This window comes from Paenibacillus sp. 1-8, from assembly GCF_056316205.1.
Window position 1 is genome coordinate 5,346,576 of record NZ_CM149995.1, and the last position, 24,517, is coordinate 5,371,092.

At 43.1% G+C, this 24,517-nt stretch carries 24 protein-coding genes and 3 pseudogenes; 9 read left to right on the plus strand and 18 right to left on the minus strand.

Features of this window, described 5'->3' with window-relative positions:
• Positions 1-29: 29 nt before the first annotated feature.
• The 5 genes from AC0WRU_RS24660 to AC0WRU_RS24680 form a co-directional block, all read right to left on the minus strand.
• Entirely contained in the window at positions 30-848 is an 819-nt protein-coding gene (locus AC0WRU_RS24660; protein WP_476126706.1) for a PTS system mannose/fructose/sorbose family transporter subunit IID, read from the minus strand.
• A complete protein-coding gene (locus AC0WRU_RS24665; protein WP_476126707.1) occupies positions 841-1,644 on the minus strand; it encodes a PTS mannose/fructose/sorbose/N-acetylgalactosamine transporter subunit IIC in 804 nt (267 codons plus the stop codon). Before AC0WRU_RS24665 ends, AC0WRU_RS24660 begins: the two co-directional genes overlap by 8 nt.
• Positions 1,645-1,666: 22 nt before the next feature.
• Positions 1,667-2,143, minus strand: a complete 477-nt coding sequence (locus AC0WRU_RS24670) for a PTS sugar transporter subunit IIB (RefSeq protein ID WP_476126708.1) — start codon at positions 2,141-2,143, stop codon at positions 1,667-1,669.
• A gap of 646 nt (positions 2,144-2,789) precedes the next feature.
• Positions 2,790-3,200 (minus strand): MerR family transcriptional regulator, encoded by a 411-nt coding sequence (locus AC0WRU_RS24675; RefSeq protein ID WP_476126709.1) that lies wholly within the window; start codon positions 3,198-3,200, stop codon positions 2,790-2,792.
• 18 nt (positions 3,201-3,218) lie between these two features.
• A complete protein-coding gene (locus AC0WRU_RS24680) occupies positions 3,219-3,464 on the minus strand; it encodes a zinc-binding dehydrogenase (RefSeq protein ID WP_476126710.1) in 246 nt (81 codons plus the stop codon).
• A 264-nt stretch (positions 3,465-3,728) separates the two neighbouring features.
• On the opposite strand from AC0WRU_RS24680, the gene AC0WRU_RS24685 reads away from it, so the two are divergent.
• On the plus strand, positions 3,729-5,723 hold the full coding sequence (locus AC0WRU_RS24685; RefSeq protein ID WP_476126711.1) for a serine hydrolase: 1,995 nt from the start codon (positions 3,729-3,731) through the stop codon (positions 5,721-5,723).
• A gap of 246 nt (positions 5,724-5,969) precedes the next feature.
• Here the strand turns inward: AC0WRU_RS24685 and AC0WRU_RS24690 are convergent.
• From AC0WRU_RS24690 to AC0WRU_RS24700, 3 genes and pseudogenes are all read right to left on the minus strand, one after another.
• Positions 5,970-6,158 (minus strand): annotated as a pseudogene (locus AC0WRU_RS24690) (IS200/IS605 family transposase); the annotation flags it as partial.
• Positions 6,159-6,288: 130 nt separating this feature from the next.
• Entirely contained in the window at positions 6,289-8,088 is a 1,800-nt protein-coding gene (locus AC0WRU_RS24695; protein WP_476126712.1) for a response regulator, read from the minus strand.
• A gap of 100 nt (positions 8,089-8,188) precedes the next feature.
• On the minus strand, positions 8,189-8,776 hold the full coding sequence (locus AC0WRU_RS24700) for a sensor domain-containing protein (RefSeq protein WP_476128714.1): 588 nt from the start codon (positions 8,774-8,776) through the stop codon (positions 8,189-8,191).
• A gap of 400 nt (positions 8,777-9,176) precedes the next feature.
• Between AC0WRU_RS24700 and AC0WRU_RS24705 the strand changes: the two genes are divergently transcribed.
• Complete coding sequence (locus tag AC0WRU_RS24705) at positions 9,177-10,043, plus strand: hypothetical protein (RefSeq protein WP_476126713.1); 867 nt, start codon at positions 9,177-9,179, stop codon at positions 10,041-10,043.
• Positions 10,015-11,289, plus strand: coding sequence for a recombinase family protein (locus tag AC0WRU_RS24710; RefSeq protein WP_476126714.1), 1,275 nt, complete (start codon positions 10,015-10,017; stop codon positions 11,287-11,289). Before AC0WRU_RS24705 ends, AC0WRU_RS24710 begins: the two co-directional genes overlap by 29 nt.
• 539 nt (positions 11,290-11,828) lie before the next feature.
• On the opposite strand, the gene AC0WRU_RS24715 is transcribed toward AC0WRU_RS24710, so the two are convergent.
• On the minus strand, positions 11,829-12,773 hold the full coding sequence (locus tag AC0WRU_RS24715; RefSeq protein WP_476126715.1) for an alpha/beta fold hydrolase: 945 nt from the start codon (positions 12,771-12,773) through the stop codon (positions 11,829-11,831).
• A gap of 99 nt (positions 12,774-12,872) precedes the next feature.
• Between AC0WRU_RS24715 and AC0WRU_RS24720 the strand changes: the two genes are divergently transcribed.
• Positions 12,873-13,784 carry a helix-turn-helix transcriptional regulator gene (locus AC0WRU_RS24720; RefSeq protein ID WP_476126716.1) on the plus strand — a complete coding sequence of 304 codons (912 nt, stop codon included), beginning with the start codon at positions 12,873-12,875 and terminating at the stop codon, positions 13,782-13,784.
• An 87-nt stretch (positions 13,785-13,871) separates the two neighbouring features.
• Here AC0WRU_RS24720 and AC0WRU_RS24725 read toward each other — a convergent pair whose 3' ends face one another.
• The 3 genes from AC0WRU_RS24725 to AC0WRU_RS24735 all read right to left on the minus strand — a co-directional run bounded on the left by AC0WRU_RS24725 (position 13,872) and on the right by AC0WRU_RS24735 (position 16,060).
• On the minus strand, positions 13,872-14,075 hold the full coding sequence (locus tag AC0WRU_RS24725; protein WP_476128715.1) for a winged helix-turn-helix domain-containing protein: 204 nt from the start codon (positions 14,073-14,075) through the stop codon (positions 13,872-13,874).
• A 470-nt stretch (positions 14,076-14,545) separates the two neighbouring features.
• The gene (rlmH, locus tag AC0WRU_RS24730; RefSeq protein ID WP_013312768.1) at positions 14,546-15,025 is read right to left on the minus strand and encodes a 23S rRNA (pseudouridine(1915)-N(3))-methyltransferase RlmH; all 480 of its coding nucleotides are present in this window, start codon (positions 15,023-15,025) and stop codon (positions 14,546-14,548) included.
• A gap of 183 nt (positions 15,026-15,208) precedes the next feature.
• Positions 15,209-16,060, minus strand: coding sequence for a DNA-binding protein (locus AC0WRU_RS24735; RefSeq protein ID WP_476126717.1), 852 nt, complete (start codon positions 16,058-16,060; stop codon positions 15,209-15,211).
• 192 nt (positions 16,061-16,252) lie between these two features.
• Here AC0WRU_RS24735 and AC0WRU_RS24740 point away from each other — a divergent pair, with 192 nt between their 5' ends.
• Positions 16,253-16,597 (plus strand): helix-turn-helix domain-containing protein, encoded by a 345-nt coding sequence (locus AC0WRU_RS24740; RefSeq protein WP_014278951.1) that lies wholly within the window; start codon positions 16,253-16,255, stop codon positions 16,595-16,597.
• Between the two features lie 83 nt (positions 16,598-16,680).
• Here AC0WRU_RS24740 and AC0WRU_RS24745 read toward each other — a convergent pair whose 3' ends face one another.
• On the minus strand, positions 16,681-17,172 hold the full coding sequence (locus AC0WRU_RS24745) for a DinB family protein (protein WP_476126718.1): 492 nt from the start codon (positions 17,170-17,172) through the stop codon (positions 16,681-16,683).
• Between the two features lie 28 nt (positions 17,173-17,200).
• Positions 17,201-17,371: pseudogene (locus AC0WRU_RS24750) on the minus strand (helix-turn-helix domain-containing protein); the annotation flags it as partial.
• Positions 17,372-17,599: 228 nt separating this feature from the next.
• Here AC0WRU_RS24750 and AC0WRU_RS24755 point away from each other — a divergent pair.
• Both AC0WRU_RS24755 and AC0WRU_RS24760 read left to right on the plus strand, forming a co-directional pair.
• Positions 17,600-18,487: a LysR family transcriptional regulator gene (locus AC0WRU_RS24755; protein ID WP_476126719.1), complete on the plus strand. Its 888-nt coding sequence runs from the start codon at positions 17,600-17,602 to the stop codon at positions 18,485-18,487.
• Positions 18,488-18,578: 91 nt separating this feature from the next.
• Positions 18,579-19,520: an NAD(P)H-binding protein gene (locus tag AC0WRU_RS24760; protein ID WP_476126720.1), complete on the plus strand. Its 942-nt coding sequence runs from the start codon at positions 18,579-18,581 to the stop codon at positions 19,518-19,520.
• Between the two features lie 77 nt (positions 19,521-19,597).
• Here AC0WRU_RS24760 and AC0WRU_RS24765 read toward each other — a convergent pair whose 3' ends face one another.
• From AC0WRU_RS24765 to AC0WRU_RS24775, 3 genes are all read right to left on the minus strand, one after another.
• Entirely contained in the window at positions 19,598-20,059 is a 462-nt protein-coding gene (locus tag AC0WRU_RS24765; protein ID WP_071644079.1) for a phage tail protein, read from the minus strand.
• Between the two features lie 204 nt (positions 20,060-20,263).
• Entirely contained in the window at positions 20,264-20,476 is a 213-nt protein-coding gene (locus AC0WRU_RS24770; RefSeq protein ID WP_134911809.1) for a hypothetical protein, read from the minus strand.
• A gap of 138 nt (positions 20,477-20,614) precedes the next feature.
• Positions 20,615-20,992, minus strand: coding sequence for a winged helix-turn-helix transcriptional regulator (locus tag AC0WRU_RS24775; protein ID WP_226002244.1), 378 nt, complete (start codon positions 20,990-20,992; stop codon positions 20,615-20,617).
• A 126-nt stretch (positions 20,993-21,118) separates the two neighbouring features.
• On the opposite strand from AC0WRU_RS24775, the gene AC0WRU_RS24780 reads away from it, so the two are divergent.
• Positions 21,119-22,162, plus strand: a complete 1,044-nt coding sequence (locus AC0WRU_RS24780; protein ID WP_025683415.1) for a zinc-binding alcohol dehydrogenase family protein — start codon at positions 21,119-21,121, stop codon at positions 22,160-22,162.
• Positions 22,163-22,348: 186 nt separating this feature from the next.
• Positions 22,349-23,628 (plus strand): annotated as a pseudogene (locus AC0WRU_RS24785) (transposase).
• A gap of 313 nt (positions 23,629-23,941) precedes the next feature.
• Here the strand turns inward: AC0WRU_RS24785 and AC0WRU_RS24790 are convergent.
• Positions 23,942-24,403 (minus strand): phage tail protein, encoded by a 462-nt coding sequence (locus AC0WRU_RS24790; protein WP_476126721.1) that lies wholly within the window; start codon positions 24,401-24,403, stop codon positions 23,942-23,944.
• Positions 24,404-24,517 lie beyond the last annotated feature (114 nt).

Genomic DNA, 24,517 nt, shown 5'->3' on the forward strand with positions numbered 1-24,517 from the left:
TGGTTCCCTTCCTTTCTGGTCTTTAACAATTAAACTCCCAAAACTCCAAAGTATGAACAGATTAACGCTAATGCAATGATCAAAAATATTATGTTTGTGATGCTTAGCTTCTTCGACCCGATCAATTTATAGACGACAATTGTTAAAACAGCCGGCAGCAACGCTGGCATAATTTTGTCCAGAATTTCAGTTTGAATGGGTAGAGTTACTTCCCCCGTTTGATACTTAATCTGAACATTCATTTTTACAACGGATGGAATTAATGCGCCAACAACTGTTAACCCCATGATGGAGGCTGCTTCAGTAAAGACATTTAATTTGTCGCCAAGGGCAGTGATTAATTTCAATCCGGAGGTGTGACCCAAATCAAACAATTTAATACGGAAAATGAAAAAGAAAGTATTTAATAATAACCAAATAATCGCACCTGTTGGATTTCCTTGTAACCCCATATATCCGGCAATTGACCCCATAATGGTTGGATATAACACCCAAATGAGTGTATCTCCAACACCAGCTAACGGTCCCATCATTCCTGTTTTAAAAGCTTGAACCGCTTCTTTGGATTTGATTCCATCTTTTTGTTCCATCGCCACCGTGGCTCCTAAAAGGAGATTGGCCATCCAGGTGGTTGTATTAAAGTAATTAAAATGATTATTTAACGATGCTTTATAGTCCTCATCATTTCTATGGATTTTTCGTAAAATTTTGTTCAGTCCAAACACAACCGCCGGAGCTTGCTGATTTTCGTAATTAAAGGTGTTACAAGCCATGAACATATACCGGATGGCTGCTTTCCGAATGTCTCTTTTCGTTACATTATTTTCTGCCAGCTCTGTGTTACTCATCGAATTCGTCTCCTTCAACTGAGGCATTGCCATTCCCCGCCGCGGCTGTTACGGGTGTACTATTCATTTTTTGTGTAAAGTAATAATAGGAAAATGCAAAGCCCAAAATTGCAATTCCTAAGATCGGTAAGCCCAGATACGCGGAAATCACAAATCCAATCAAGAGCATCGTCAGGTATTTCTTCACTGGCATAAACTGAAGTAATAATGCAATCCCTACTACTGGCAGCATTGATCCGGCTATGGATAATCCATCTATAAACCATTTTGGTACGACATCCAATAACACCCTTACGATCTTATCTCCGAATATCACACAAAGTAAGGTTGGAACCGCTGTGGTTAAACCAAAAATAAGGGGACCAATCCAGAAAATACGGTTCATTTTCTCGAATTTCCCCTCGTTTAAAGCTTTTTGAGCAGCATGAGAAACATATGAATTGAGTATCTTGCCCAGTACATCCAATTGAATACCCAACATTCCAACAGGTACGCCGACCGCCAAGGCAATGGCTTTCGCATTTTCAACATCATTGGTTGTACGAATGGCTACATAGATCCCAATAAGTGTCGCAAGACCATAATTGGGTACGGAGGACCCACCTATATTCGCTACCCCTAAGGCCATTAATTGAAATGTCCCGGCTATAACCATTGCTGTCGGGACGTCTCCCATGATAAGCCCTGCAATCATTCCGATAATGGATGGGTACCAGGTAGTAATGACAAAGCCTTGCTGGTCAATAACCATCCAGAAGGCTAATACAACAATGAGTATCGCTTGTATAATCTCCATTTTTTATCCTCTTCCTGCTCTGCTATTTAATATAGGTTTCCAGTGGTTCTTCCGCATCTCCCGGCACAAAGTGAAAGGTGACAGGAATTCCTTTTTCTTTTAAAGATTTTAAATCGGCTACTTCTTTTTCATTGACCGAAACCATCTTCTTTACCGTTTTTTTACCTTCACCGTCAAAAATGATCCCGATGTTTACTTTCGGAATTCGAACGCCGCCCTCAGCAAGCTTCAGTAACGTTTCAGGTTCTCGAACAACCAATAAAACATTGTGGTCGTCATATTTTCCAGCATTGAAGTTGGTAATGGCCGTATCCGTATCAATAATAGACATCCCGGTTCCGGCAGGCTTACTCATACGCATAGCTGTTTTTTGGATTTCATCTTTACTCGCGGCATCATCCACTACCATCAGTCGTTTCGCTCTTGTATGTCCTGCCCATTGAGTCACCACAATTCCATGAATCAAACGTTGATCAATTCGTGCCAATACTATGCCCATATCTCTAATCCCCTTTTGAAAGTGTTTTCTTCGTTGCTATGAACAGATAATATCACTATGAAAAAACGCTAACAATACGTTTGGAGGAAGTTAGGAAAGCGCTTAATAAACTGGGAAAAGTGCCAGACGTAAGGGAAAATTCCCACAGTTCTTTACACAGGCAACGAAGATAAGCCCCTTCTACTTTGACTTCGGCAGAAGGGGCTTATTCTATATTCAGTAGCACTCAAAATATAGGATTTAGAACATTTATAAACTTGAAGAATAGTTTTTGTAGTAAAATATTGGAGTGGCTATTTATTTCTATAATTTTCAAATAAAAGGTGAAAATGTTGACTAGCGATCAAGAAAAGAAATATCATGCAATTATTCACGCTTCCGCTATCGGGGCAGCAGTTATAGTGTTTGGAAAAATTGATTTGATTAGCTCAATTGTATGATCCATACTATCCCCCCTTGTATTTAAACAACGAGTTTAAAAATCTTGTTTCAAAAAACTATGCGCTCCACTCTTGCTACCTAAAACAAAAATTTCGCCCTACTTGTGATACGGTTCTCCGCACTTTTTGAAACAGCAAGTTTTTTCTCAATTCATCAAAGAGGATATCCAGCGGATGCCCATTTGTTATCATGGTTATATTCGATTTTATATATCCTGTACTCTCTTCGATGTCCGCCCTTTCAGCATAGCGGAATAAAACGCGCTTTTTTCATGCGCAATCGCCTTTAACGTTTCCAGCCGCTCCATTTGCTGCTCCAATAGGTCAATATGCTCATCCAGCATGTTGATCCTCTTGTATAAAATTCCGCAAATGTCCATGTCCGAATCGTTACGGGTCAGTAGGCAGCCATCCTCGGTAAAAGCTGCGATGTTCTCCAAACTCATCCCCGTCTCCTTTAATCCATGAATAAACCGGACATATTGTAGATCCTGTTCATCATAGCTTCGTTTTCCATCTTGACGGCGAGGCTTGGGGAGAACGCCTATTTTTTCATAATATCGAAGTGTAAAGGCCGTAATGCCCGTTAATTTAGCGATTTCTCCAATGGAGTACATAGACTTGTCAGCCTCCCTTTATGATACAGTGAGAACCACTTTACCGACAGCTTGCGATTTCTCTAACAACTGCTGAGCATGTACCGCTTCAAGAAGCGGAATTCGATGGGAAACAAGCGGATTGATTTTCCCCTGCTCCAACCATGTGAAGAGGATACCTAAATCCTCTCTAAACCATTCCGGCTGTTCTTTTCTTAAAGATGTAATGCTGTAAAGGTATGCAATCAAATGGACACACGCAAAAACGATATTACCATTGAACACTAGGCATTAGTTCCATTTCTGATATGTAACTGTAGTGAATTTCCGCTTTCTCTGAAAGAGCCTCTTGAGTAAGCCCCTTCTATTCCCTTAAAAATCGAATTTGTATAATGATGTCTTGTAAGAAGCCTAATTGTCATATGACACTTTGGAGTGACTTGGTATGGTGGGTGACGAAATGTAACTTGTTGGTATGACAAGTCCTTTGCCATACTTGGTTTTGCCGGACGCTATAAGGCAAAAATACATTTCAAGGAGAAATCATTCATGAAAAAAATGTTTCACACCAGTCTCGCGGTTCTACTATTATCTGCTACGATAACTACCGCGTGTATGGCACCCAACGGCGCGTCAGTTGCCGCACCCGTTAACGCACCAGTTACATCTGAAAAGGCTAGCTTGGAGGGGCCGCGAGATGCCAAGGAACTAGAAGCTTTTGCAGATGGTGTTTTTGCGGACAAGATGAAGAAGTTTAATACAGTTGGTTCTAATTTTGTGGTCGTCGCAGGTGGGAAAGTGATGCTAAGCAAAGGTTACGGTTATGCCGACAGGGAAAAAAGAATTCCTGTTGATAAAAATACCGTTTTCCAAATCGGCTCTGTTACAAAGTCATTCACTGCATTGGCAGCTATGCAGTTGGTCGATAAGGGGAAAATGGATTTAAAACACGATATCCAAGAGTATTTAGGAGGAATAAAGGTTCCGAATAAAACAGGAAAAAAACTGACGATGTTTGATCTACTTACATATTCAAGTGGATTTGATGAACCAGATATTCTCATGGAAATGCATCCAGAATACGCGGACAAATATTTTCCAATGAAGAAGTACATTGCATCAAATATGCCAACTGTTGTCAGGCCTCCAGGAGAAGCGTACACTTATGACAATTTTGGTTTCATGCTAGCGGGATATGCAGTAGCAAACGTAACGGGCATGTCATATTCCCGATATATGGAAAAGAATATTTTCAAACCGTTAGGCATGACTTCGACGAGTGTGCGGTTTACCCCCCAATTGTTAAGCAGAATGGCTGCTCACTATGGACCAACAGGCGAACTGATACCCTTGGACGGGTTTAAACCAACGGAAAAACCTGAAGGCGGTATGGTTTCAACAGCAGATGACATGGCGAAGTACCTCATTATGCACCTGAACAAAGGAAAGTACAAAGGTAAAGAAGTGGTGAGTCAAAAGAGCATAGAGCAAATGCACACATACCAATTATTTCCTGACAAGGAGTTCCCGGTTACAACAATTGGATTCGAAGGCTACTTCAAAGAGAAGATGAATAATCAGCATGTGATTCTAAAAGGAGGAAATGTTACAGGGCATTCTTCCTTGATTGTTATTCTGCCTGAGAAGAATACAGCGATGTATATGTCCTACAATAACGACTCCATGATGAGTCTTGACGTGTATGAAGAATTTATGAATCATTATTATCCGAGAAAAGCAGAAGTTCCAAAGTCAACCTACGCGACAATAAGTGAGCAGCAGGCCCAAGGCTACGTGGGATTATACCAAAACACGCGTATCGCTGCCTTAAGGACGAAGGTTTCGTATTCGGACGGGAAATTAATATTGGAGACAGGAACATCAGGCAAACATACACTAAAAATGATCCACCCTTTATTATTTGAAGATGAATCAGGTAATAAATTGACGTTTAATAAAAATGAAGCAGGCCATATTGCATATTTGTATTACATGCAGCTCCCAGACCTCGTTGCTTATGCGCAAAAAATAAACATTGATTCACCATTCTCTGATGTACCTGCGGATAGTAAATATAATTCATATATAAACAACCTTAATGCTTTGAAAGTCATGAGCGGAAAGTCAGCTAACCTCTTCGATCCGAAAGGAACGATGACTCAGGGAGAATTCTCAGAAGTGCTGCTGCGCGCCCAGGGGTGGTATAAACAACCTTTCATGATTGAACCGAATAAGAAGCAGATGATGGCCGGACTACGTAATTATCAGCCTAATTCTCCTATCACTAGACAAATGGCGGCGGTAATGATCCAGAACCTGAAACAGGTTGAGCCTGGAACTAAGGTTAAATTGAGTGGCGAAACGGATGCTTGGGCAGTTAAAGCCATCACAGCTCTTGTTTCCCAAGGTATCGTGGACCCGGATATCAAGATCAATTCAGACGGCTCCATAAACTTCCGCTCCAAACAGCTTTTGAAGCGTCAAGAAGCCAGTGCCTTGTTGGATCAAGCATTTAATTACTATACGTTGCCAATCAGTCACTAATTCAAAAGGATTAAGTAGATTTTCTACCGTAAGGGACAGTGCTTACTTCAGGATTAACGAAAAAAAGCGCGAGTGCAGGGGGGATTTCCCCATGACTCGCGCTTTTTGGTTCATCTCGCCCATTTGAGGATGTTATGGGCAAGCAAAAGCCAACCGATAAGGGCACGGTACTAGCAGGCACCTAAGGAGGCGTACCGAAAGTCTGCCAACCGCGATTGGTCTCAGGCTTCCCCCATAAAGGGGATTTTATATGCCCTTTTGTATCAACTTACCCGTAAACGAGTCAAACAGTTCTTTCATCGTGAGTAGTTCGTAGTTCTTGTCCTCGGTTAGTTGATTTCGAATGTATTCGGCAATCACTGTCTTGTTTCGCCCTACGGTATCCACATTGTAGCCTCTACACCAAAATTGCCAATTCCTATAATGGTACTTTATATAAGGTTTCCTGAACCCCCGATCAAACTGGGGGTTTTCTTGTACAATAAGAAACAAGCGGCTGCTGATGCTGCCGCTTGTTTCTTGGTCTTCTCCATATCCAACGGAAATCGGCATCCAGCCGTAAGGTTTATTCCAGAAGCCCTGCCTCCCGGGCTTTTTGCACCGCTTCCTCCCGGTTGCGAACCCCCAGCTTCAGATAGGCCGATGACGCATAGTTTCTAACCGTACCATCAGATAAATACAATTTGGAGGCAATGGTTTTATATCGCAGTCCTTTCGACACGGACTGTAAAATTTCAAGCTCCCGTGGAGTTAAATCATAGGTCGCGGCCACTTGAGTTGTCGACGGATCTTCCCCGCTCTTGGCGGATTCCAGCTGTGCAAACAATTTGTGCGACATCTCCTGATCGATCAGCGTGCCTCCGCGATAGACCGTGCGTATTGTTTCGGCGAGCTCTATCGGCTTCATCGACTTCAATAAGTATCCGTCCGCTCCGCTTCGCAGCGCTTCCAGAGCCTGTCCAGTATCTTCGAACGTGGTGAGAACTAAGATGCGGATGTGGGGCCACGTTTGTTTTATGATACGGGATGCGGAGATTCCGTCCAGGTTCGGCATGTCCAAATCCATGAGCACCAGCTGAGGCTGAACCTGCCTGCACAGCTCGATGGCTTGCTTGCCATCTTCTGCCACCCCTACGACTTGCAAATCTTGCTGCTCCTCGAGAAGAGTCCGCAGACTTTCACGGATAAAAGGCTGGTCATCGACGACCAACAGACGGATGACATCATCCTTAAGCTCCGTTTGTCGTGGCAGGGTGCAGGTAACGAGGGTGCCTTCGCCCGGTTGGGTATAGACGCCAACATGACCTTGCAAATTCATCGCTCGCTCTTTCATGGCGTTCAAGCCGAAGCCATCCCGTCCATGTTCCATCCCGCGGCCGTTATCTTGAATTTCCAGCCTCGTCTGCTGAGGCTCGAATTGCACCAAAACCGTAATCTCCGTCGAGTGTCCATGACGCACGGCATTCGTCAATGATTCTTGCAAGCAGCGATACAGCGCTATCTTCGCTTGCTTCGTTACAGGGTATTCCTCCCCGAAGGCCTGGAAACGAACCGACACCTTAGCATGCTCCTGAAACTCCTCTGCCAGCTTCCGCAAAGACTGAAGCAGTGGGAGTTCTTCATGCGGCGATTCGATTTGATGCACATAGCCTCTCACTTCATCCATATTCTGGCGGGCCAGGTTCAATAGGGAATCGAGCCGTTTCGTTCCTGTATCCGTTTCTAGCTCAGGGCGCAAGGTCTCCAACCCCATAATGAGGGAAGTGTACGCATGACCGACAGTATCATGGAGCTCTTTGGAGAGCCGATTCCGCTCTTCGGCCAGCGTGATGCGCTCGATTTGGGACAAGTACTGCTCCAGCACCGCATTTTGCTCGCGTATAATTTCGCTTTGACGATGATTGACCATCAATAAATGGAAGGAAAATCCGAATGCATAAGCCGTCCCGAATTGAATGGTCATAACCCAAAAATCACTCTGCTCTGCAAGCAGCTTAATTATAGCGGGTAGGAGCAATATTGATAAAGGACCTGACCAAAGATATGTTCTTTGTTTGCTGTTAGCGGCAATTAAAAATGCATACAATAGGAATGTGAGGTAGGCTTCTGGAAAAAATGAAGCTAAATACAAGCAAAGCCCGCCCGGGATCACAATCTCGGTAAGCAGGTAGTATCTATAATTGAGCTGCAAGCACAGCCAGGGAACGGAAAAAGCAATAAGCTGCCAAAACACAAGAACCCAAAGCGGCAGCGTGAAATGAGCTTGCCGCTCTATGATAGTGAGCAGGAGAGAAGTACTGCAAATCAGGCGGATCGTAAGCATGAACCAGTCGTACCAGAACCACTGCTTTACCATATCGAACAAAACCATCAACCCCTAAGAACTATCAGTATGACATTACGTAACTATTATAGAGCAGACCATCATCCAACAATACTTTTAAATCCAGACCGGGACATTCCGGCTACCGGTTCACACTCTTGATCATAAAACGGGTGTAGCCTCCTAGCATGCGCGTGAAGCTGTTCGCAAGCCTGTAGCTCACCATAGTGAATATGACTCCTGAGGCCGAAACCAATACGGATTTTATCACAGTATCTACAAGTACACCCATAAAATAATAATTAAATAGCGGAAAGAGGAGCGGGGTCGCAATCATCGCGAGTGGAGTTATATAAAGCAAGGCCGCACTAATTAGGCTTAAAATCCCCACCGGAAGCTTCAGCATCAGCCAGCCGATAGCAATCCAGTTGCGCCGATTTAGCAGCTCCTTCCTTGCTTGAAGCCAGATAGAGGCATCGGTGTTTATTGGTTTAACGTAAAGCTCTGTGGTAATATCCGTATAGATCTTGGTCTGTATGCGTTCAAATTGCAGGAAGGCGTATGTAGTTCGCAAAATGCGAGTAATCAGAGGAACACCCACGACGGTAAACGAAAGACTCAAGCCTAATGTAAGAGCGACCAGATAAAAGCAAAAGTAAAACAATCCGGTAGCGAAAGTAAGCAGTAGGAAATAGCCATTTTGAATAAAGCTGACGACGGTTCTTGTCATCAAAGAGCCCACATCCTTTACAAGTAGTAGTCGTATCCTACGGCTCTTGATGTCAAATCGGCCAGTGCCATAATGTCATATGACACAAGGCGAAAGCGGTCTGCAAACCTAATGAGGAAAAACAACTGTTTCTTCGCCATTTTTTAAATATCGCATAGTAATGGTAATCGTCTTTGCAGAGTCAAGCGGCTTTTGATCCAATCCCTCTGCGATGCATGAGAAGACACAAAGCATGGTTTCCGGTAAGGAGAGCTGATTTCTGCCTAAAATTTTATTTTTGAGAATCAAGAATAAACATAGATGCATCTTGTCCCATGAATATTTTACTTCCGTTAAGGTTGATTATTTAACGATATCTCGTCTCTTTTTAAGCGATAAAGCATATTTCGAGAAATTTTCCATGGAAAATATGGATATAAGCGACAATGCTATCAGGAATCGTAACGTTGAAGCTAATGACCTTCGAGCCTCTTTTTCAGCTGCTTATTTAGGCCGCTACGTATTGAAAAATATAAGAATTAAGGAAAGTGATAACCGTATTTCTCTAGCACTTAACACCTCACGCATTAATAAACTAGGAAAAAAGGTCACGTTCCATGAATATGTTGGCTGGTTACAAGAAATTATTAATAAGATCCAAAACTTTGTTTTAGCTGATTCATTTCTTGATAGCTTCTCAACACCTTTAAAAACCGGGGAAATTTTTCCTTTATTACGCCCCTCTAGTGTTTTATTTCATTTTAATGACCTTCTAACTGAACTTGAAACTGACTCTCTTGAATCAGTTGAATATCGATACAATAAAGATCGTAGCAGAAATATAAATTTGCAGGAGGTCTTAAAAAAATTTGAATCTTATTTCATTATAGAGAATAAACAAATAAGTGATAAAAAAATTACTCATAATGTTCAGAACCCATATGATAAAAATATCACTATTAAAAAAAATATTAGTTCTATTACAATTAGTTCACCCAGACTCAAAAAAATCATTCTAAAATTCACTGATCAAGAAATCAGTTTGCTAGATTATATAAACAGAAATCAAAACTTTATCATTACATTCACCGAAGTTGATGTTATATATACCAGTAAGCGTCTATTTAAAGATACTAGGCTTCTAGGAAATTTAGATTCATTTTTAGAAGTATTTGAAGCATACAAAGATCTAGAAAATGTTACATCCGAAAAGGGTAAAAAAGAAGGATTTCGATCTGAGTACTTCATCAGGGAAGGCCATGATGCAAATGATGGGTGTGATGGCTGAGTTTCAGCGAAACATCATTGTAGAGAATGTCAAAATGGGAATGAAGCAACGTGCGAGAAACGGGAAATGGAACGGCGGTCAGGTACTCGGCTATGATGTCGTCGAGGTTCCCATTCCTAAAGGAAAGGATTCCGCACTGCAAATAAACCCCGTTGAAGCTGAATTGGTGAGGAAAATATTTCATATGTATGCCGGAGGACGAGGACTACGCAGCATTGCTAACGAACTGAACCACAACGGCTACAAAACGAAGCCTAACAAACCATTCAGTGCCGTTTCGATCAAGACGATCATCAACAATCCCGTCTACATCGGTAAGATTCGGTACAACGTGAGAGAAAACTGGAGTGAACAAAGGCGTAAGGGTATTAATCATGATCCTATCATTGTTGATGGCGAACACGAACGTATTATCTCACAGGATATGTGGGAAACCGTACAAAAGCTCTACGCTAAAAAGTCCGTCACCTCGCCGCGTGTCTTCAATGGAACCTATTTGTTGACCGGAATGATGCGTTGCCCTGACTGTGGAGCCACGCTTGTCGCACATCGAATTCATGATACGCTCAAGGGTGGAACCAAGGTTGTACGGCGATACTACATTTGCAGCAACTTCCGTGCTAAAGGTAGCCGCGTTTGTACTTCAAACAGTGTGAAGGCTGATATGGCTGAACAATATGTAACCGACCGAATTGCTGCCGTTGTGAGAAAGCCTAAGATATTGGAGGACATCGTGGCACGAATCAATAATAACCGTACAGTGAATGTCGTCCCTCTCCAAAAAGAACTAGCTTCCGTTGACAAGGAGCTTGGAACGTTGGATGCCCAAAAGAAGAAATACTTCAAGCTCTACGAAGCCGATGTTGTTGATAATGAATTTCTAATCCAGCGTATGAATGAACTTAAGCAGCAGCATGAAGCACTGACAAGAAGAAGGCAAGAGGCCTTACGACAGCTTGAACGAAGCTCCGCTGACCCGGTTCCGCTGCATCAAGTAAAGCAGGTACTGTCTCAATTCCATGAGTTGTTATCGTCAGCACCGATTGAAACACAAAAGAACCTGCTTCAGATCATCGTGAAGCAGATTCATGTGAAGAAAGGCCAGAAAATCGAAGGCATCGAATTGGAGTTCGATGATAAAGTCAATGCGTGTTTTTTAGGATATGCCCCTTCCACCCAAACGGTGGCAGGGGCTTTTGCTTTTCCCAAGCAAAAGTTCAACGCTCCGTACACTATCGTCATCTGATGCCAAATAGGAGTAAGTCCCGTCCAGCTCTATGCCCTCAAATCACAGCACATCGCCTCTATAGCAGGCTTTTTCACAGAAAGTGACTTAGGGTAAATCCCTGCCATACTATTCCTTTTCCACGCTTTTTACGCAGTTCCCCACAAAAAAACTTGCCGCTACTTGTGGTACGGCTCTCCGTATCACCATATAGGTAAAATCATATGAGTGAGTTTTCACGAGGGGACGTAAGTTTAGTGCATTATACTATCCTTAAGTTTTTAAGCAAGGGAGGACGCATGCAATGAAGAAGTATAGGATAGGACACTTATCCCGTCCGGGAGCTATTGTCATAACTATGTTAATTAGTATTCTGATTCTGACAAGCTGCAACAGCAATGGCGAAAGCAATATGGAGCGGGCTCCTTCCCCGATATTCCACTCGTAGTCATATCCGGAGGTAAAAATCCGCCGATGATGCCAGAGCATGCTATGGCAATACGGAAAAGTAACCACTTAGATCTCGTTCTGTTAAGCAAACAGAGCAACATCAAAACCGACTAGGTGGCATCCTGCTGTTCCAGCCATCTCAAAATCGCTTGATTTGTTTCCTCCGGCTTTTCTTCCTGAATCCAATGACCGCAATCCAGATTGACCACTTCCACATTGGGCACGAACTTTGTCAGGTTTTCAGACTTCGCAACCACATCCCGGTCGCCGTAGATCATGAGGGTCGGCTGCTGGATGATTGGGTTCACCTTCGCCAATAAGCGCCAGTTGCGGTCAAGGTTCCTGTACCAATTTATGCTGCCCGTGAACCCTGATGTTTCAAAAGCGGAGACGTAAACGGCCAGCTCGCTTTCGCTCATTACGGGCTCACCGAGCGGTGTTTCTGCTCTGGCGAGATTGATCAACGCCATACCTGGCTCAGGTGCTCTGAGAGGCTCATTCTTCCGGTAGAGGTTACGAAGGAACCTGTACGTATTGTCTTCGAATACGGCGTCCGCGACGCCTGGCTGTCGATTGAAGTGGACGAAATAGAAATCGCCGCCAAGTATTTCTTCCATGAACTCGATCCAGGGTTTTTCTCCGCGCTCTTGATAAGGCAAGCTCAGATTTATCACTTTATTGACGCGGTTTGGATGCAACAAGGTCAGTCCCCAAACGACGAATGCACCCCAGTCATGACCGACAAAGGTAGCATCCTCGTATCCATAGTGATCGAGAAGCGCGATGAGATCACCCGACAAGTGTTCAATGTCATAGTCTGTTACTTCGGTTGGACGGGATGAGTTGCCGTAACCCCTCTGGTTGGGGACGATGACATGGTAGCCTGCTGCGGCAAGTGCGTCCATCTGATGGCGCCAAGAATAGGCATGCTCTGGCCAGCCGTGGCAGAGTACAATAGGTTTTCCAGCGTTTTCTCGGCCTGCTTCAAACACTTCGAGTTCCACACTGTTGACTGAAATAAGGGTGGGCTTGGGAAAATCGGTTGGATTAAACATTGAATTAAAACCTCCTTCTTGTGATACATGTAGTATAATGGATAAAAGGTGACATCTTAGTGTCACCTTTATGAAATCATGTAAAAAAAGAGGGCAATTATGGACAAAGTGGAGAGACTCATTTCGATTATCATGATATTGCTGAGGAAAGAGATTGTTTCTACAACGGAATTCTCACAACTATTCAATGTCTCCAAAAGAACGATCCTTCGCGATATGGAAACATTGAGCTTATCGAACATCCCAATCTACTCTGTCAATGGCGTCAAAGGCGGCTACGGCATAATGGACGAATACAAGGTCGATAAACGCCTTCTAAGCAGCTCCGATTTACAGAATATATTGGCTGCGCTCGGCGGATTGGAACAACTCCTCCTTACTGAAGAAGTGGAAAGAACGATAAAAAAAATAGAGGCAATGGTTAGTCCATTGTCTCTGAATCGTTCCATTCAACTGTCGTTTTATGTTTGGGAAGGTCGGTCCGAGATTCTTGAAACCTTAAAGATATGTCAAGAATCCATTTTTAAAAAAAGGCTGGTTTCGTTTGATTATACAGATAAAGACGGGGCTGTAACGAATAGAATGGTCGAGCCCTATGAGCTGCATTTCAACGAATCGAGTTGGTACTTGAAAGGATTCTGTTTACATCGACAGGGATATCGAACATTCAAGTTATCGCGGATCGATCATATTACGATGGATGAACGTACGTTTCATCCTAGAGACGATTGGTCAGAGCAAGGTCGCGTTGCAAGTTATCTACCGCAATTCGTCACGATTAAGGCATGGATATCGCCTAGCATAAAAGATCAAATCATCGAAAGGTATGGTCGAAGAAGTATTGAAGACCATAATGGTGGATCTTTATTAGCAACTATTTATGTCCCACAAAATCATATGGGATTTCAATTGTTAGCAAGCTTCGGCACTCATCTAAAAGTTGTAGAGCCCAAGTCCTATGTTGAAGACTTTCGAAATTATTTATATCAAATGATGAAGAACTATTCCTGATAGAGGCCTCATCTTGGCATAAATGACCGACTCCACATGAGTTGGGTCTTTACGCGCTTCTTCGAATCACGGGGACTACTTGCGCATTTACACCTTAAAGCGATATCCCGCGCCCCATACGGTCTCGATAAACTGATGCTGCGACGGGTCCTTCTGGTTTTTGTCCCGGATCTTCCCTACATGGACCGTGACCGTGACGGTATCGTCAAAATTGTCGATTCCCCAGACCCTATCCAGTAGCGCCTCCTTGGAATATACCCGATCCGGGTTTTCCGCGTGGAACAGCAGCAGATCGAATTACTTAGCCGTCATTGTAACCTCCGCCCCTCGCATCGTCCTCAACGATTAACACTTTGCGCTTCGACATCTCACGCTCTCCCCGCTTCCTTGCTATCCCGTTTCATCGGAATGCTAATCATCACCGTCATGGATTGTCGACTCACTTCTCGCTTGGATCGTTCCGCCATGATTAACGATAATCTGCTTCACGATGGCAAGACCTAACCCGGAGCTGGCCATGGAGTGAGTCTCTCCACACTATCATAAACGGTGTGGCTTTGATTCTCTCTTTCGTCTCATAGTCCTTGTCATTATCCAGCCTACCTAGATAACGGTAATATCCACTTCTTTACTCTATCCTTATCCTGAATCCCCTAGTGTTCGGTTATTTGCCTATATGTCCATTTCTTCTCAATGTGTAATCGGATCCCCCCTAAAATTTATCGGAATAACCAGGGGGGGTTTCTCCAAAAAACATGCCGCTACTTATGGTACGGTTCCCCCCGATTAATCTTCACCGCCCGATAAATCTGTTCCACCAGCACCAATCGCATCAGTTGATGCGGCAAAGTCATCCTTCCGAAGCTCAGCTTCTGCTGGGCGCGGCGGAGGACTTCGTCAGAGAGACCATGACTGCCGCCAATGACGAAGACAACATGGCTTGTACCGTAGGTGCCGAGCTTGTCCAATTCCTCTGCGAGTTCTTCCGAGCTCCACAGTTTGCCGTCGATGGCGAGCACAATGACATGTGCTTCACTTTTCACATGGGCAAGAATACGCTCGCCCTCTCGCTCCTTGACCTGTCGGACTTCCGCCTCGCTCAGTGTGTCAGGAGCCTTTTCATCGGCTACCTCGATCATTTGAAACTTGATGTATGGCCCCAGCCGTTTAGCGTATTCCTGAATTCCCATGACCAAATATTTCTCTTTTAACTTCCCCACACCTATAAGTTGAATAAACAAATTCCATACCCCTATCTATGTCGAATGATAATGTGAAATCGCATTTACGATCCCTAACATGAAAAAACACCTTTAACATAGTTATTTTAGCACCTGAAACGTCACTTACCTATCTATTTCCTCTCTATTACGAGCATATTCCCTCTCTGTTACGAGCATATTCCCTATTCAGATCATAGAGGATCATTCATTTACGCTCTTCACAATGAAATGCCTATCCGTTTCGTATTCATCAAGATACTGCATTAGCATCTGTCGATATTGACTGATTCGTCCCGCTGTCGCTGACTCACGCAGTGATTCAAACAATGCTGTACATTTCTTAAATTGACCATCATTACCCGACTGTTCAGCTAGTTGCATCGCCTGCAAAGTAAGCCCTACCGCTTCCTGTGGTCTACCGTACTTCCGATAGTACAAAGCCAAATGATAGCAGTAGCTATAATAGTATGATATGTTCTCTGCGTCTTCATAACTCCCGAATTCATCAATCTGCTCTGCAAACGTATGTAAAATATCTCCTACATCCAAATGATACATAAGCGCTGCCTGTAATATGGTATTCAGCCCCGGTAATACTTCCTCGGGATTGTCCTGCAAAAAACCTACATATTCCTCCACAAGCTCTATATTTCCAGACATAATATCTACTGCGTATAAATTGGTCTTGGCTAAAAACCTGAATTCATCGACAACCTGAATGTCTTCTTCCTCTAAATCCCCCATCCACCCCAGCTCAGCATACTTATAGATACACTCCCTTGCCTGCTCATATGCACCCTGGTTCTGGTGAGCCATTCCACACATCAGGTGACTGAGTCCAAAATAGTATACCAGCGGGCGCTCTAAATTGACATGCGGGATGGGTAATTTCATTGCTTTATGATACTGCCGTTCTTCACAGATACGCTGTACACATTGGTACAAAATATCCGCCGTCTCCATCACCTTTTTCCAATTCTCAAAAGCCACTGCCATCTCTAACATCTCAACAATGATGTCCGGTTTGAGTGATTTCAGGATAGAAGTTCGCAAAGAGGGTTCCTCCCTTAAAATGACTAGAATAAAAAGCACTCGCTCTTAATATATTCCTTTGTGAAACTCCAAATAAGTAGTACAATAAATTTAATATAGTACTTAATCGCAGTTTTTTCAATATATTTTACCGCCTTTATGTCTCTGCTAATTACATCGATACTCTCCTAACCTTTAGGAGAGGTGGTTAATATGACAAAATTACGGAATTCGGTTGGAGAAAGAATTAGAACGATTCGGAAGGCTAAGGGATTAACACAGCAACAACTTGCGGAACTTTCAGGATTGGATGATGCATATATCGGATCGGTAGAGCGTGGTGAAAGAAACTTTTCTATTGATACCTTGGAGAAAGTGTTAACTGCCTTAAACGTGTCTATCAGTGAATTAATGTTTTCCAAAGAACATATGACTAAAGACGAAACTATTCGGCAAGAGGCGATAGATGAGTTTGTTGCGTTGACCAGCAGATTGAATGAAGAGCAAATCGGGATTCTCAGACGAGTTAGTAAAGAAGTTTCACGCGCGTTTGAGTAAGGCCATTCCATCCCGGAAAAACTTGATTACAACCAAAAAAAGAGCACCGCACAGGTGCCCTCCATAAATCTTCACAAAAATACTCAAGCGTACAACATAAAAAAGCTCACTTCATGCCCCAATTGCTTCAGATAATTGTAAATCTGCGAACGGTGATGGAATACATGTGTCACGGTCTCGATCTGCCATTGGACTTGCACATGTCCATGCTCCATATAAAAAGCTTTGGTCGAACGATTCAAATAATCGTCTTCGCTAAGCGAAAGAATGTAAGCTTTATATGCCTCAAAATTCTCCCTGAAACTTACAGCCAAACGTTCGGGATCGTCTACCTCGGACAAGCTGTTTTCAATATTCCCTACTTCTTCCTCGGACTTCTCCTGATGCATAATCGCAAGATCCGAAGCAGGAATGAGTACAAAATGATGCACTAGCTCCAAAAGTGAGCGGAAATTGTCCTGTGGACGAAAGCTCCAATCCTCTGGACGTATTTTACGGATCAGGGCTTCTCCTGTTCGTACTCCAGTCTCCAGCTCATTCAGCAGATGTTCCCGAATTTGCAGCGTTCCACTCATGCGCTCATCTCTCCTTCGTCATTCTTCTTCATGTTTTGAGTATAACGGAAGCCTCAGGACGTGTATTGTAAAAATCGGACAACTTTCGAAAATCCTTTGCGGCAGTAAGCGGAGAATCGCCATAGAATCTGCGAAAATCACGGTTTAGATGGGCTTGATCAAAAAAGCTATACTCCAACGCAAGCTCCGTCCAATCCATGCATCATGAAGCCATCCCAGCCGCATACGAGCAAATCGACCAGCGCGTGTGGGAATGTAAAGGAGCCCTTACAGCTTGGTGCAACTGGAAAGAAGAGAAGGAAGTAGATGGTGCTCACATTACCTCCAAATTATGAACCGCCGATTTGCCATTAACATTAGGGTATGCTGGCTTGAATTTATGGCGGGAACGTAAGTTATAATAAATTTCATACAATTGGAGGTACACATGAATCTAAAAAGGGTGAAATATTTTATAGATCTCGTTGAATGTAGAAACTTCACAGAAACAGCAAAGAGAAATTTTGTATCGCAAACTACGATTAGCCAACAGATTGCCTCACTTGAGAATGAGTTCAACATTCAGTTGATTGATAGAAAACAAATTCCGATTGAACCCACCAAAGCGGGATGGTTGTTTTATGCAGAAGCCGTCGTGCTCTGGAAGCAATATAATCATATGAAAACAAGCATGGAAAATTTTCAAAAATATAATACCCAGCTATTGAGTATCGAATATGCTGCAATCACAGATATCCAAAGCTTGTTAAAATTCATCCCTTCATTCAAAGAAAATCATCCAAAGATTAAACTTGAATTAAATAAAGTATTGCTAAAGGATATCGCTGAGTATCTGCAAAAAGGAATACATGACGTGGCCGTTGCCTTTGACTCAGAGTTTAAAGGGAAAGAGGAAATCCTAACCCATACATTATATAGCGGACGATACTGCGCGGCTGTAAGTAAACAACATCCCCTCTTCTGTTTTGAGTCCATCTCAAAGGAAGAATTATATAAGTATCCGCTTGTTATGCTGAATCCAATGGTTATTGGAGACTCCTACTATTTAATGATTCAACATGCCATGGAAGACGGTTACCAGCCTAACATCCTTAGAACCGCAGACGATGTCGAAACAAAGCTGTTTTATATCATCACAGAGAATTTAATCGGCTTTTTCCCAGATAACTATGATCTTACTGACCTGAAAGAAGAGGTCCGACTCATTCCCATACATGGTTCACACCATACTTTTAAAATCGAAATAGGCTACTTAAAAAATAATTCAAATCCAGCGTTATACTCATTCCTGCAACAAATACAAAATTCGTTTTAACAATAGCCCATAAGCTTTTTGTATTATACTTTGTTATTTTTTTCACATATTATATAAGTGTAGATCATTTCAGCAAGGAGTGACGACGAACATGGGTAAGTTATTATTAACGGGTGTGGATGGCAATCTGGGCAGACAAGCAGCTGAATATTTATTAAAATTAGTAGAAAAAGACCAAATTATTTTTTGCGCATATGATCCGGCATCTTTACAAGGGTATGCAGAACAAGGTATTGAAACGCATGTGACCAATTTCAATAAAATAGATGGTCTTGCAGAAGCTTTTGCTAATGCAGATAAGCTTGCTTTAATCTCCATGCCTTTTGTGGGGGTAAAACGCCAAAATGCACACAAAAACGTGGTCGATGCGGCGAAAGAAGCTGGAGTAAAACAAATCATCTATACTTCATTGGTTAATGCGGCGGATGAATCCAATCCAAGTGTTGAGAAACTGGACCATGTATATACCGAAGATTATATCAAAAGTGTCGGGTTAGATTATATTTTCCTGCGTAATTCGCAATATGCGGAAGCCATGGTTACCAATTACTTCACCTATGTGAAGTCTGACGGCGTGTTGAAAAATAACCAGGGTGACGGCAAGATGGCCTATATCTCAAGGAAAGATTGTGCAAAAGCTGTCGCCCATGCATTAGCAGCAAGTAATTATCATGAGGCGATATTAAATATAAATGGTCCTGAATTAATAACAATGTCCGACTTTATCGAGATTGGAAATGAAGTAACGGGTCATCATGTTACCTACAAGCAGATCACGGATGAAGAAAATTACGGCGTATTTGATGCCATGGGAGTTCCCAGAACAACGGATGGCAAATTTGCGGAGGACTCCGAAGCCCCCTTCTCTTCTGAAGGTATGGTTACCTTTGGACAAGCTATTCGCTTAGGGAAAATGGATATATTTACGGACGACTTCAAGAAGCTGACGGGTCAAGATCCCGTAACGGTGAAATATATGTTTGAACATGCGAATGAGTACCAAGTGGGGGAACGACACTCCAAAGATAATTAATCCAAGTCATGACAATGTTTGCGGAGAGATCGGAAGCTGATTCACATCCGATTTCTCCAATTGCGCTTTTGCTTACTTTAATATTCTCCTTTAATTACAAAAAACGAACCCCGAATCGTTCCTGCTAGTTTTGACTTCTGCCTAGCAAACTTAAACTTCCCTTCTAGCTCCTTTGGTACCTCCATCCCCTCAGAAAGCTTAAAACCAACGGCCCGCTTCTTAGTGTCGTCAACCGTATACATGACGTTGACCTCAAGACCATCCTCATAAAAGACGTAAGCAAATTTAATATTTTCCACTTGAAAACGTGACGTTTCTAAAGGTTTGGCCGCAAACTCAATATCACGCTCTTTCAAAATTCGGTTCACATAATCAAGGGTCTCCTGACTTTCACTAGCTGACACAACCGTAAATTCATGCTTGTATTTGTTCATAAAGTAACGGGCTTCATTAGCACGCAAACCAGCAAGCGCTTCTACTACAGGTGAAGACTCTAAGCCAACCGTAGACACATTATTAAAATCAACGATATAGGACATTTCCATCTCTCCTTTTATCTCATTATTTCCAAAAAACTTGCCGCTAATTATAGTACGGTTCTGCGCTCACAACTTGCTGGTACACTTCTCCCGCTATTATCACGTAGAAACTTATCTGTTGACATTTTATGGAGAATACTGTATATATTCAAAGCCAATACGAAAGACGGAAAAGGAGAATCTACGTTCGCCATGATAAGGAGCCTAGGGCAGACGAGTCTTTCCTACCGTTACGGTGGTCGAGTCGATGAGCAGCAGTTCCTGAGGAATCTGTAAAGTTCGCCGTTCGGCTCGTCCTCGGCTTTGAAGAAGTTGGTGAAACCATGTTTTGAACACAGCAAAAGGAACCTCGGCGGCTTTCCCGGAGAAGGTAGAGTAATGAACCGTCGGCAAACCACTTAACGACGCTTGATCCACGCCGGAGCGATAGCCTTTCCACTGCTCAAGGCGGCTCTTTTTATCCTATTTTTAGTTAATCAACAGGCCTGGTATATTCTATTTACTTCCTGTAACTGTGGCCTTATACCCACCCCTAGCTTGTTACCCAACTTGCCTTTAACTTTCCTCCCCTTGTATCGTTCGATTTTCATCAAGCCGCATTTTATAAGACTCCCCCCATGCTTTCATAGACATAATGACCGGTTCCAAAGTCCTTCCGAAATCAGTAAGGGAGTATTCCACTTTTGGCGGAATCTCTTTATATATTTCTCGGTGAATGATGCCATCCCGTTCAAGCTCTCTTAACTGTAATGTGAGCATAAACTGCGTAATTCCCGGATTGAGGCGCCTAAATTCATTGAATCTTTTCGTTCCGTCCAGGAGCTGATAGAGAATGATCCCCTTCCACTTTCCACCAATAACATCCAGCGTTGTTTCAACCGGACATGCTTGCATATCCGGACTCGCTCCATATTTGTTTCTTCGGTCTCCCATCAACTCATCTCCCTAAAGGTTTGATTTTTAATACTATATCATAAAAATATGCGTACTTACTTAAAGTAATCGAATTGATTTACAATGCAACTGTACAACATTTCCTATTTGAGAGGATGGATATCCATGAATACCAACCAAAAGATGAAAGCAGTCGGTGCTTACCGATACCTCCCAATATCCAATCCGGAAAGCCTTATTGATCTGCATTTGGATAAACCGGAACCTACGGGCCGTGATTTGCTTGTAAATGTAAAGGCAATCTCTGTAAACCCTGCAGACGTAGGTGTTCGCGAAAACCATAACTACGAAGCCGAATCACCGAAAATTCTTGGTTGGGATGCTGCTGGAATCGTAGAACAAGTTGGTCCTGACTGTCAATTGTTTAAACCTGGGGACAAGATCTATTATGCGGGCAGTGTGTCTCGACCAGGTAGTAATAGTGAATTTCACTTGGTTGATGAACGAATTGTAGGAAATATGCCGAAAAGTTTGGATTTCGCAGCCGCAGCCGCATTACCGCTTACCTCGATAACTGCATGGGAGGGCCTATTTGATCGTTTAGGAATTAGCCTAAACGCAAATGAAAACAAAAGTATACTTATTATCGGTGCAGCAGGAGGAGTAGGGTCGATTGCTATTCAACTTGCCAAATTAGCAGGTTTGACTGTCATCGGTACTGCTTCGCGTCCAGAGTCAACTCAATGGGTTAAAAGTCTAGGTGCGGATTTTATAATAAACCACAACAACCCTTTTCAACCTCAGCTCAAGGAAGTTGGTCTAGACACCGTAGATTATATCTTTTGCTTGAATGATACTGTACAACATCTAGCGAATATGGCGGAGGTCATTACCCCTCAAGGTATAATTTGCTGTATCGTTCCTGCAGATAAGGCTACCTGGGCAGGAAGCCTGAAAATGGACTTGCTGTTTTCTAAAAGTGTAACGTTTGTATGGGAGTTCATGTTTACACGGTCCTTGTTTCATACCAAAGACATGATTAAACAACACGAATTACTGAATGACCTGGCGGACTTAATTGATGATGGAAAATTAAAAACTACGCTAAACGAACGACTAGAACCCATTAATGCAGCAAACCTACGTTTAGCACATGAGAAGTTGGAAACTGGACGGTCCATTGGAAAAATTGTTTTAGAAAACTTCTGATACTACGAAGAAGGCGCGTTTGGTTCCAAAAAGCGGTAATGTGTATAGACAAGACTAAGGCCCCCTATGGGGCCTCAGGCTGTCGAGAAAGTCTCGACAGCCTATTTTATGTTGATTTTATTTAAGACGACACCGCATTAATGTTGTAAAATATAGGTAACTTCGTATAGAACGGACGGTGCTCGTATGCTGCGATCTCATCGAGACAAACAACAATCCTTTGAATTAGTTTCTCTGGAAGAACTGGTACCCCAAGATCATTTGCTTCGCAAAGTGGATAAATATATAGACTTCTCCTTTATACATGAGAAGGTAAGCCCGCTATATTGTGCAGACAATGGGCGCCCTGCCATTGATCCTACCGTGTTGTTTAAAATGATTTTTCTCGGTTATTTCTATGGCATTCGCTCAGAACGGCAACTCAAGCGAGAAATTCAAACGAACCTGGCTTATCGCTGGTTTCTGGGGCTGGGCTTAACCGATAAAGTTCCAGACCATACGACGATAAGCTGGAACCGCCGCACACGCTTCAAAGACACCACAATCTTTCAAGATATCTTCGATGAAATGGTGCTGCAGGCGATCTCTCACCGAATGGTGGGCGGGCGTGTTCTCATCACCGATTCTACACACGTCAAAGCCAATGCCAATAAACACCAGTACACCAAAGGGCAAGTATTGCAGAATACCAAAGACTATATGGATGAGCTTAATGCAGCAGTAAAAGAGGACCGGACAGCGGCTATATGATCCGTGATGGCAAGCCCGAAGGCTTTTTTTATCTGGACCACCGTACGGTGGATATGAAGTACAATGTGATTACGGATGTGCATGTGACACCGGGGAATGTACATGATTCCGTCCCCTATTTGTCCCGTTTGGACCGCCAGAGAGCGCGTTTTGGTTTTCAAGTAGAAGCTGTTGCACTAAATTCCGGTTATTTAACGACGCCGATTTGCCGAGGTTTGCAAAACCGAAAGATTTTTGCCGTGATTGCTCACCGAAGATTCCATCTCAGACAAGGCCTGTTTCCGAAATGGAAGTTTGAATACGATGCCAAACGCAATGTGTATATATGCCCAGCCAAACAGGAGCTGCCCTACCGAACGACGGATCGTAAGGGATACCGACAGTATGCGTCTGATCCAGCTCAGTGCCAGCAATGCCCACTACTGGGCCAGTGCACCCAGTCTCGAAACCAGCGCAAAGTGGTGACTCGGCATGTCTGGGAAGACAGCAAAGAGTGGGTACGGAGCAACCGGCTGAGTCCATCCGGGAAACCAGCTGTACCGCAAACGAAAAAAGACGATTGAGCGAAGCTTCGCGGATGCCAAAGAGCTCATGGGTTTCGCTATTGCCGTTTGTGCGGACTTCTGAACGTCAGGGAACAAGCCCTCATGACGGCAGCTGTGCAGAACATGAAGAAGATGGCGATCCGCCTGGATCGCCTGGAAAAACAGGGGTAACCCCCCGTTTTTCCAGATACCAGACCCTTATGATGTAAAGAAAAAGAAACCCACGTCTCAAAAAGATGGGGTTTCTCGACAATCTGAGACCCCTTATGGGGCCTTTTTGTGTACAACGGTATGGTGCGGGCGAGACAAAATATTGCCAAACTTTGTAAAAAAAATTGCCGTCACTTATGATACGGTTCTCCGTGCTGTCTGTAACGGCAAGATTTAGGACCATCCTTTTGCGGGATGGCCCATTCTTTGATCTCGCATCTTTTTTGCAAATAGAACAAGTGGATGGAATTCTCTAATTGCGCTTCTGCCTAATTTAGTATTCTCCTTTAATTACAAAAAACGATCCCCGAATTGTTCCAGCTAGTTTTGACTTCTGCCTAGCAAACTTAAACTTCCCTTCTAGCTCCTTTGGTACCTCCATCCCCTCAGAAAGCTTAAAACCAACGGCCCGCTTCTTAGGGTCATCAACCGTATACATGACGTTGACCTCAAGACCATCCTCATAAAAGGCACAAGCAAATTTAATATTTTCCACTTGAAAACGTGACGTTTCTAAAGGTTTGGCCGCAAACTCAATATCACGCTCTTTCAAAATTCGGTTCACATAATCAAGGGTCTCCTGACTTTCACTAGCTGGCTCAACCCTAAATTCATGCTTGTATTTGTTCATAAAGTAACGGGCTTCATTAGCACGCAAACCAGCAAGCGCTTCTACTACAGGTGAAGACTCTAAACCAACCGTAGACACATTAGTAAAATCAACGATATAGGACATTTCCATCTCTCCTTTTATCTCATTATTTCCAAAAAAACTTGCCGCTACCCATGTTACGGTTCACCGCCTGTAATAACAAGTTTAAAGGACATCCTTTACGGGTGGCACTTTTTT

What these genes read in the sequence shown, in the direction of transcription:
- AC0WRU_RS24660 (WP_476126706.1), bottom strand. Translation starts at nt 848, where the DNA reads ATGAGTAACACAGAGCTGGCAGAAAATAATGTAACGAAAAGAGACATT.
- AC0WRU_RS24665 (WP_476126707.1), bottom strand. Translation starts at nt 1,644, where the DNA reads ATGGAGATTATACAAGCGATACTCATTGTTGTATTAGCCTTCTGGATG.
- AC0WRU_RS24670 (WP_476126708.1), bottom strand. Translation starts at nt 2,143, where the DNA reads ATGGGCATAGTATTGGCACGAATTGATCAACGTTTGATTCATGGAATT.
- AC0WRU_RS24675 (WP_476126709.1), bottom strand. Translation starts at nt 3,200, where the DNA reads ATGTACTCCATTGGAGAAATCGCTAAATTAACGGGCATTACGGCCTTT.
- AC0WRU_RS24685 (WP_476126711.1), top strand. Translation starts at nt 3,729, where the DNA reads ATGAAAAAAATGTTTCACACCAGTCTCGCGGTTCTACTATTATCTGCT.
- AC0WRU_RS24700 (WP_476128714.1), bottom strand. Translation starts at nt 8,776, where the DNA reads ATGACAAGAACCGTCGTCAGCTTTATTCAAAATGGCTATTTCCTACTG.
- AC0WRU_RS24705 (WP_476126713.1), top strand. Translation starts at nt 9,177, where the DNA reads ATGGAAAATATGGATATAAGCGACAATGCTATCAGGAATCGTAACGTT.
- AC0WRU_RS24710 (WP_476126714.1), top strand. Translation starts at nt 10,015, where the DNA reads ATGATGCAAATGATGGGTGTGATGGCTGAGTTTCAGCGAAACATCATT.
- AC0WRU_RS24715 (WP_476126715.1), bottom strand. Translation starts at nt 12,773, where the DNA reads ATGTTTAATCCAACCGATTTTCCCAAGCCCACCCTTATTTCAGTCAAC.
- AC0WRU_RS24720 (WP_476126716.1), top strand. Translation starts at nt 12,873, where the DNA reads ATGGACAAAGTGGAGAGACTCATTTCGATTATCATGATATTGCTGAGG.
- AC0WRU_RS24740 (WP_014278951.1), top strand. Translation starts at nt 16,253, where the DNA reads ATGACAAAATTACGGAATTCGGTTGGAGAAAGAATTAGAACGATTCGG.
- AC0WRU_RS24745 (WP_476126718.1), bottom strand. Translation starts at nt 17,172, where the DNA reads ATGAGTGGAACGCTGCAAATTCGGGAACATCTGCTGAATGAGCTGGAG.
- AC0WRU_RS24755 (WP_476126719.1), top strand. Translation starts at nt 17,600, where the DNA reads ATGAATCTAAAAAGGGTGAAATATTTTATAGATCTCGTTGAATGTAGA.
- AC0WRU_RS24760 (WP_476126720.1), top strand. Translation starts at nt 18,579, where the DNA reads ATGGGTAAGTTATTATTAACGGGTGTGGATGGCAATCTGGGCAGACAA.
- AC0WRU_RS24765 (WP_071644079.1), bottom strand. Translation starts at nt 20,059, where the DNA reads ATGTCCTATATCGTTGATTTTAATAATGTGTCTACGGTTGGCTTAGAG.
- AC0WRU_RS24775 (WP_226002244.1), bottom strand. Translation starts at nt 20,992, where the DNA reads ATGGGAGACCGAAGAAACAAATATGGAGCGAGTCCGGATATGCAAGCA.
- AC0WRU_RS24780 (WP_025683415.1), top strand. Translation starts at nt 21,119, where the DNA reads ATGAATACCAACCAAAAGATGAAAGCAGTCGGTGCTTACCGATACCTC.
- AC0WRU_RS24790 (WP_476126721.1), bottom strand. Translation starts at nt 24,403, where the DNA reads ATGTCCTATATCGTTGATTTTACTAATGTGTCTACGGTTGGTTTAGAG.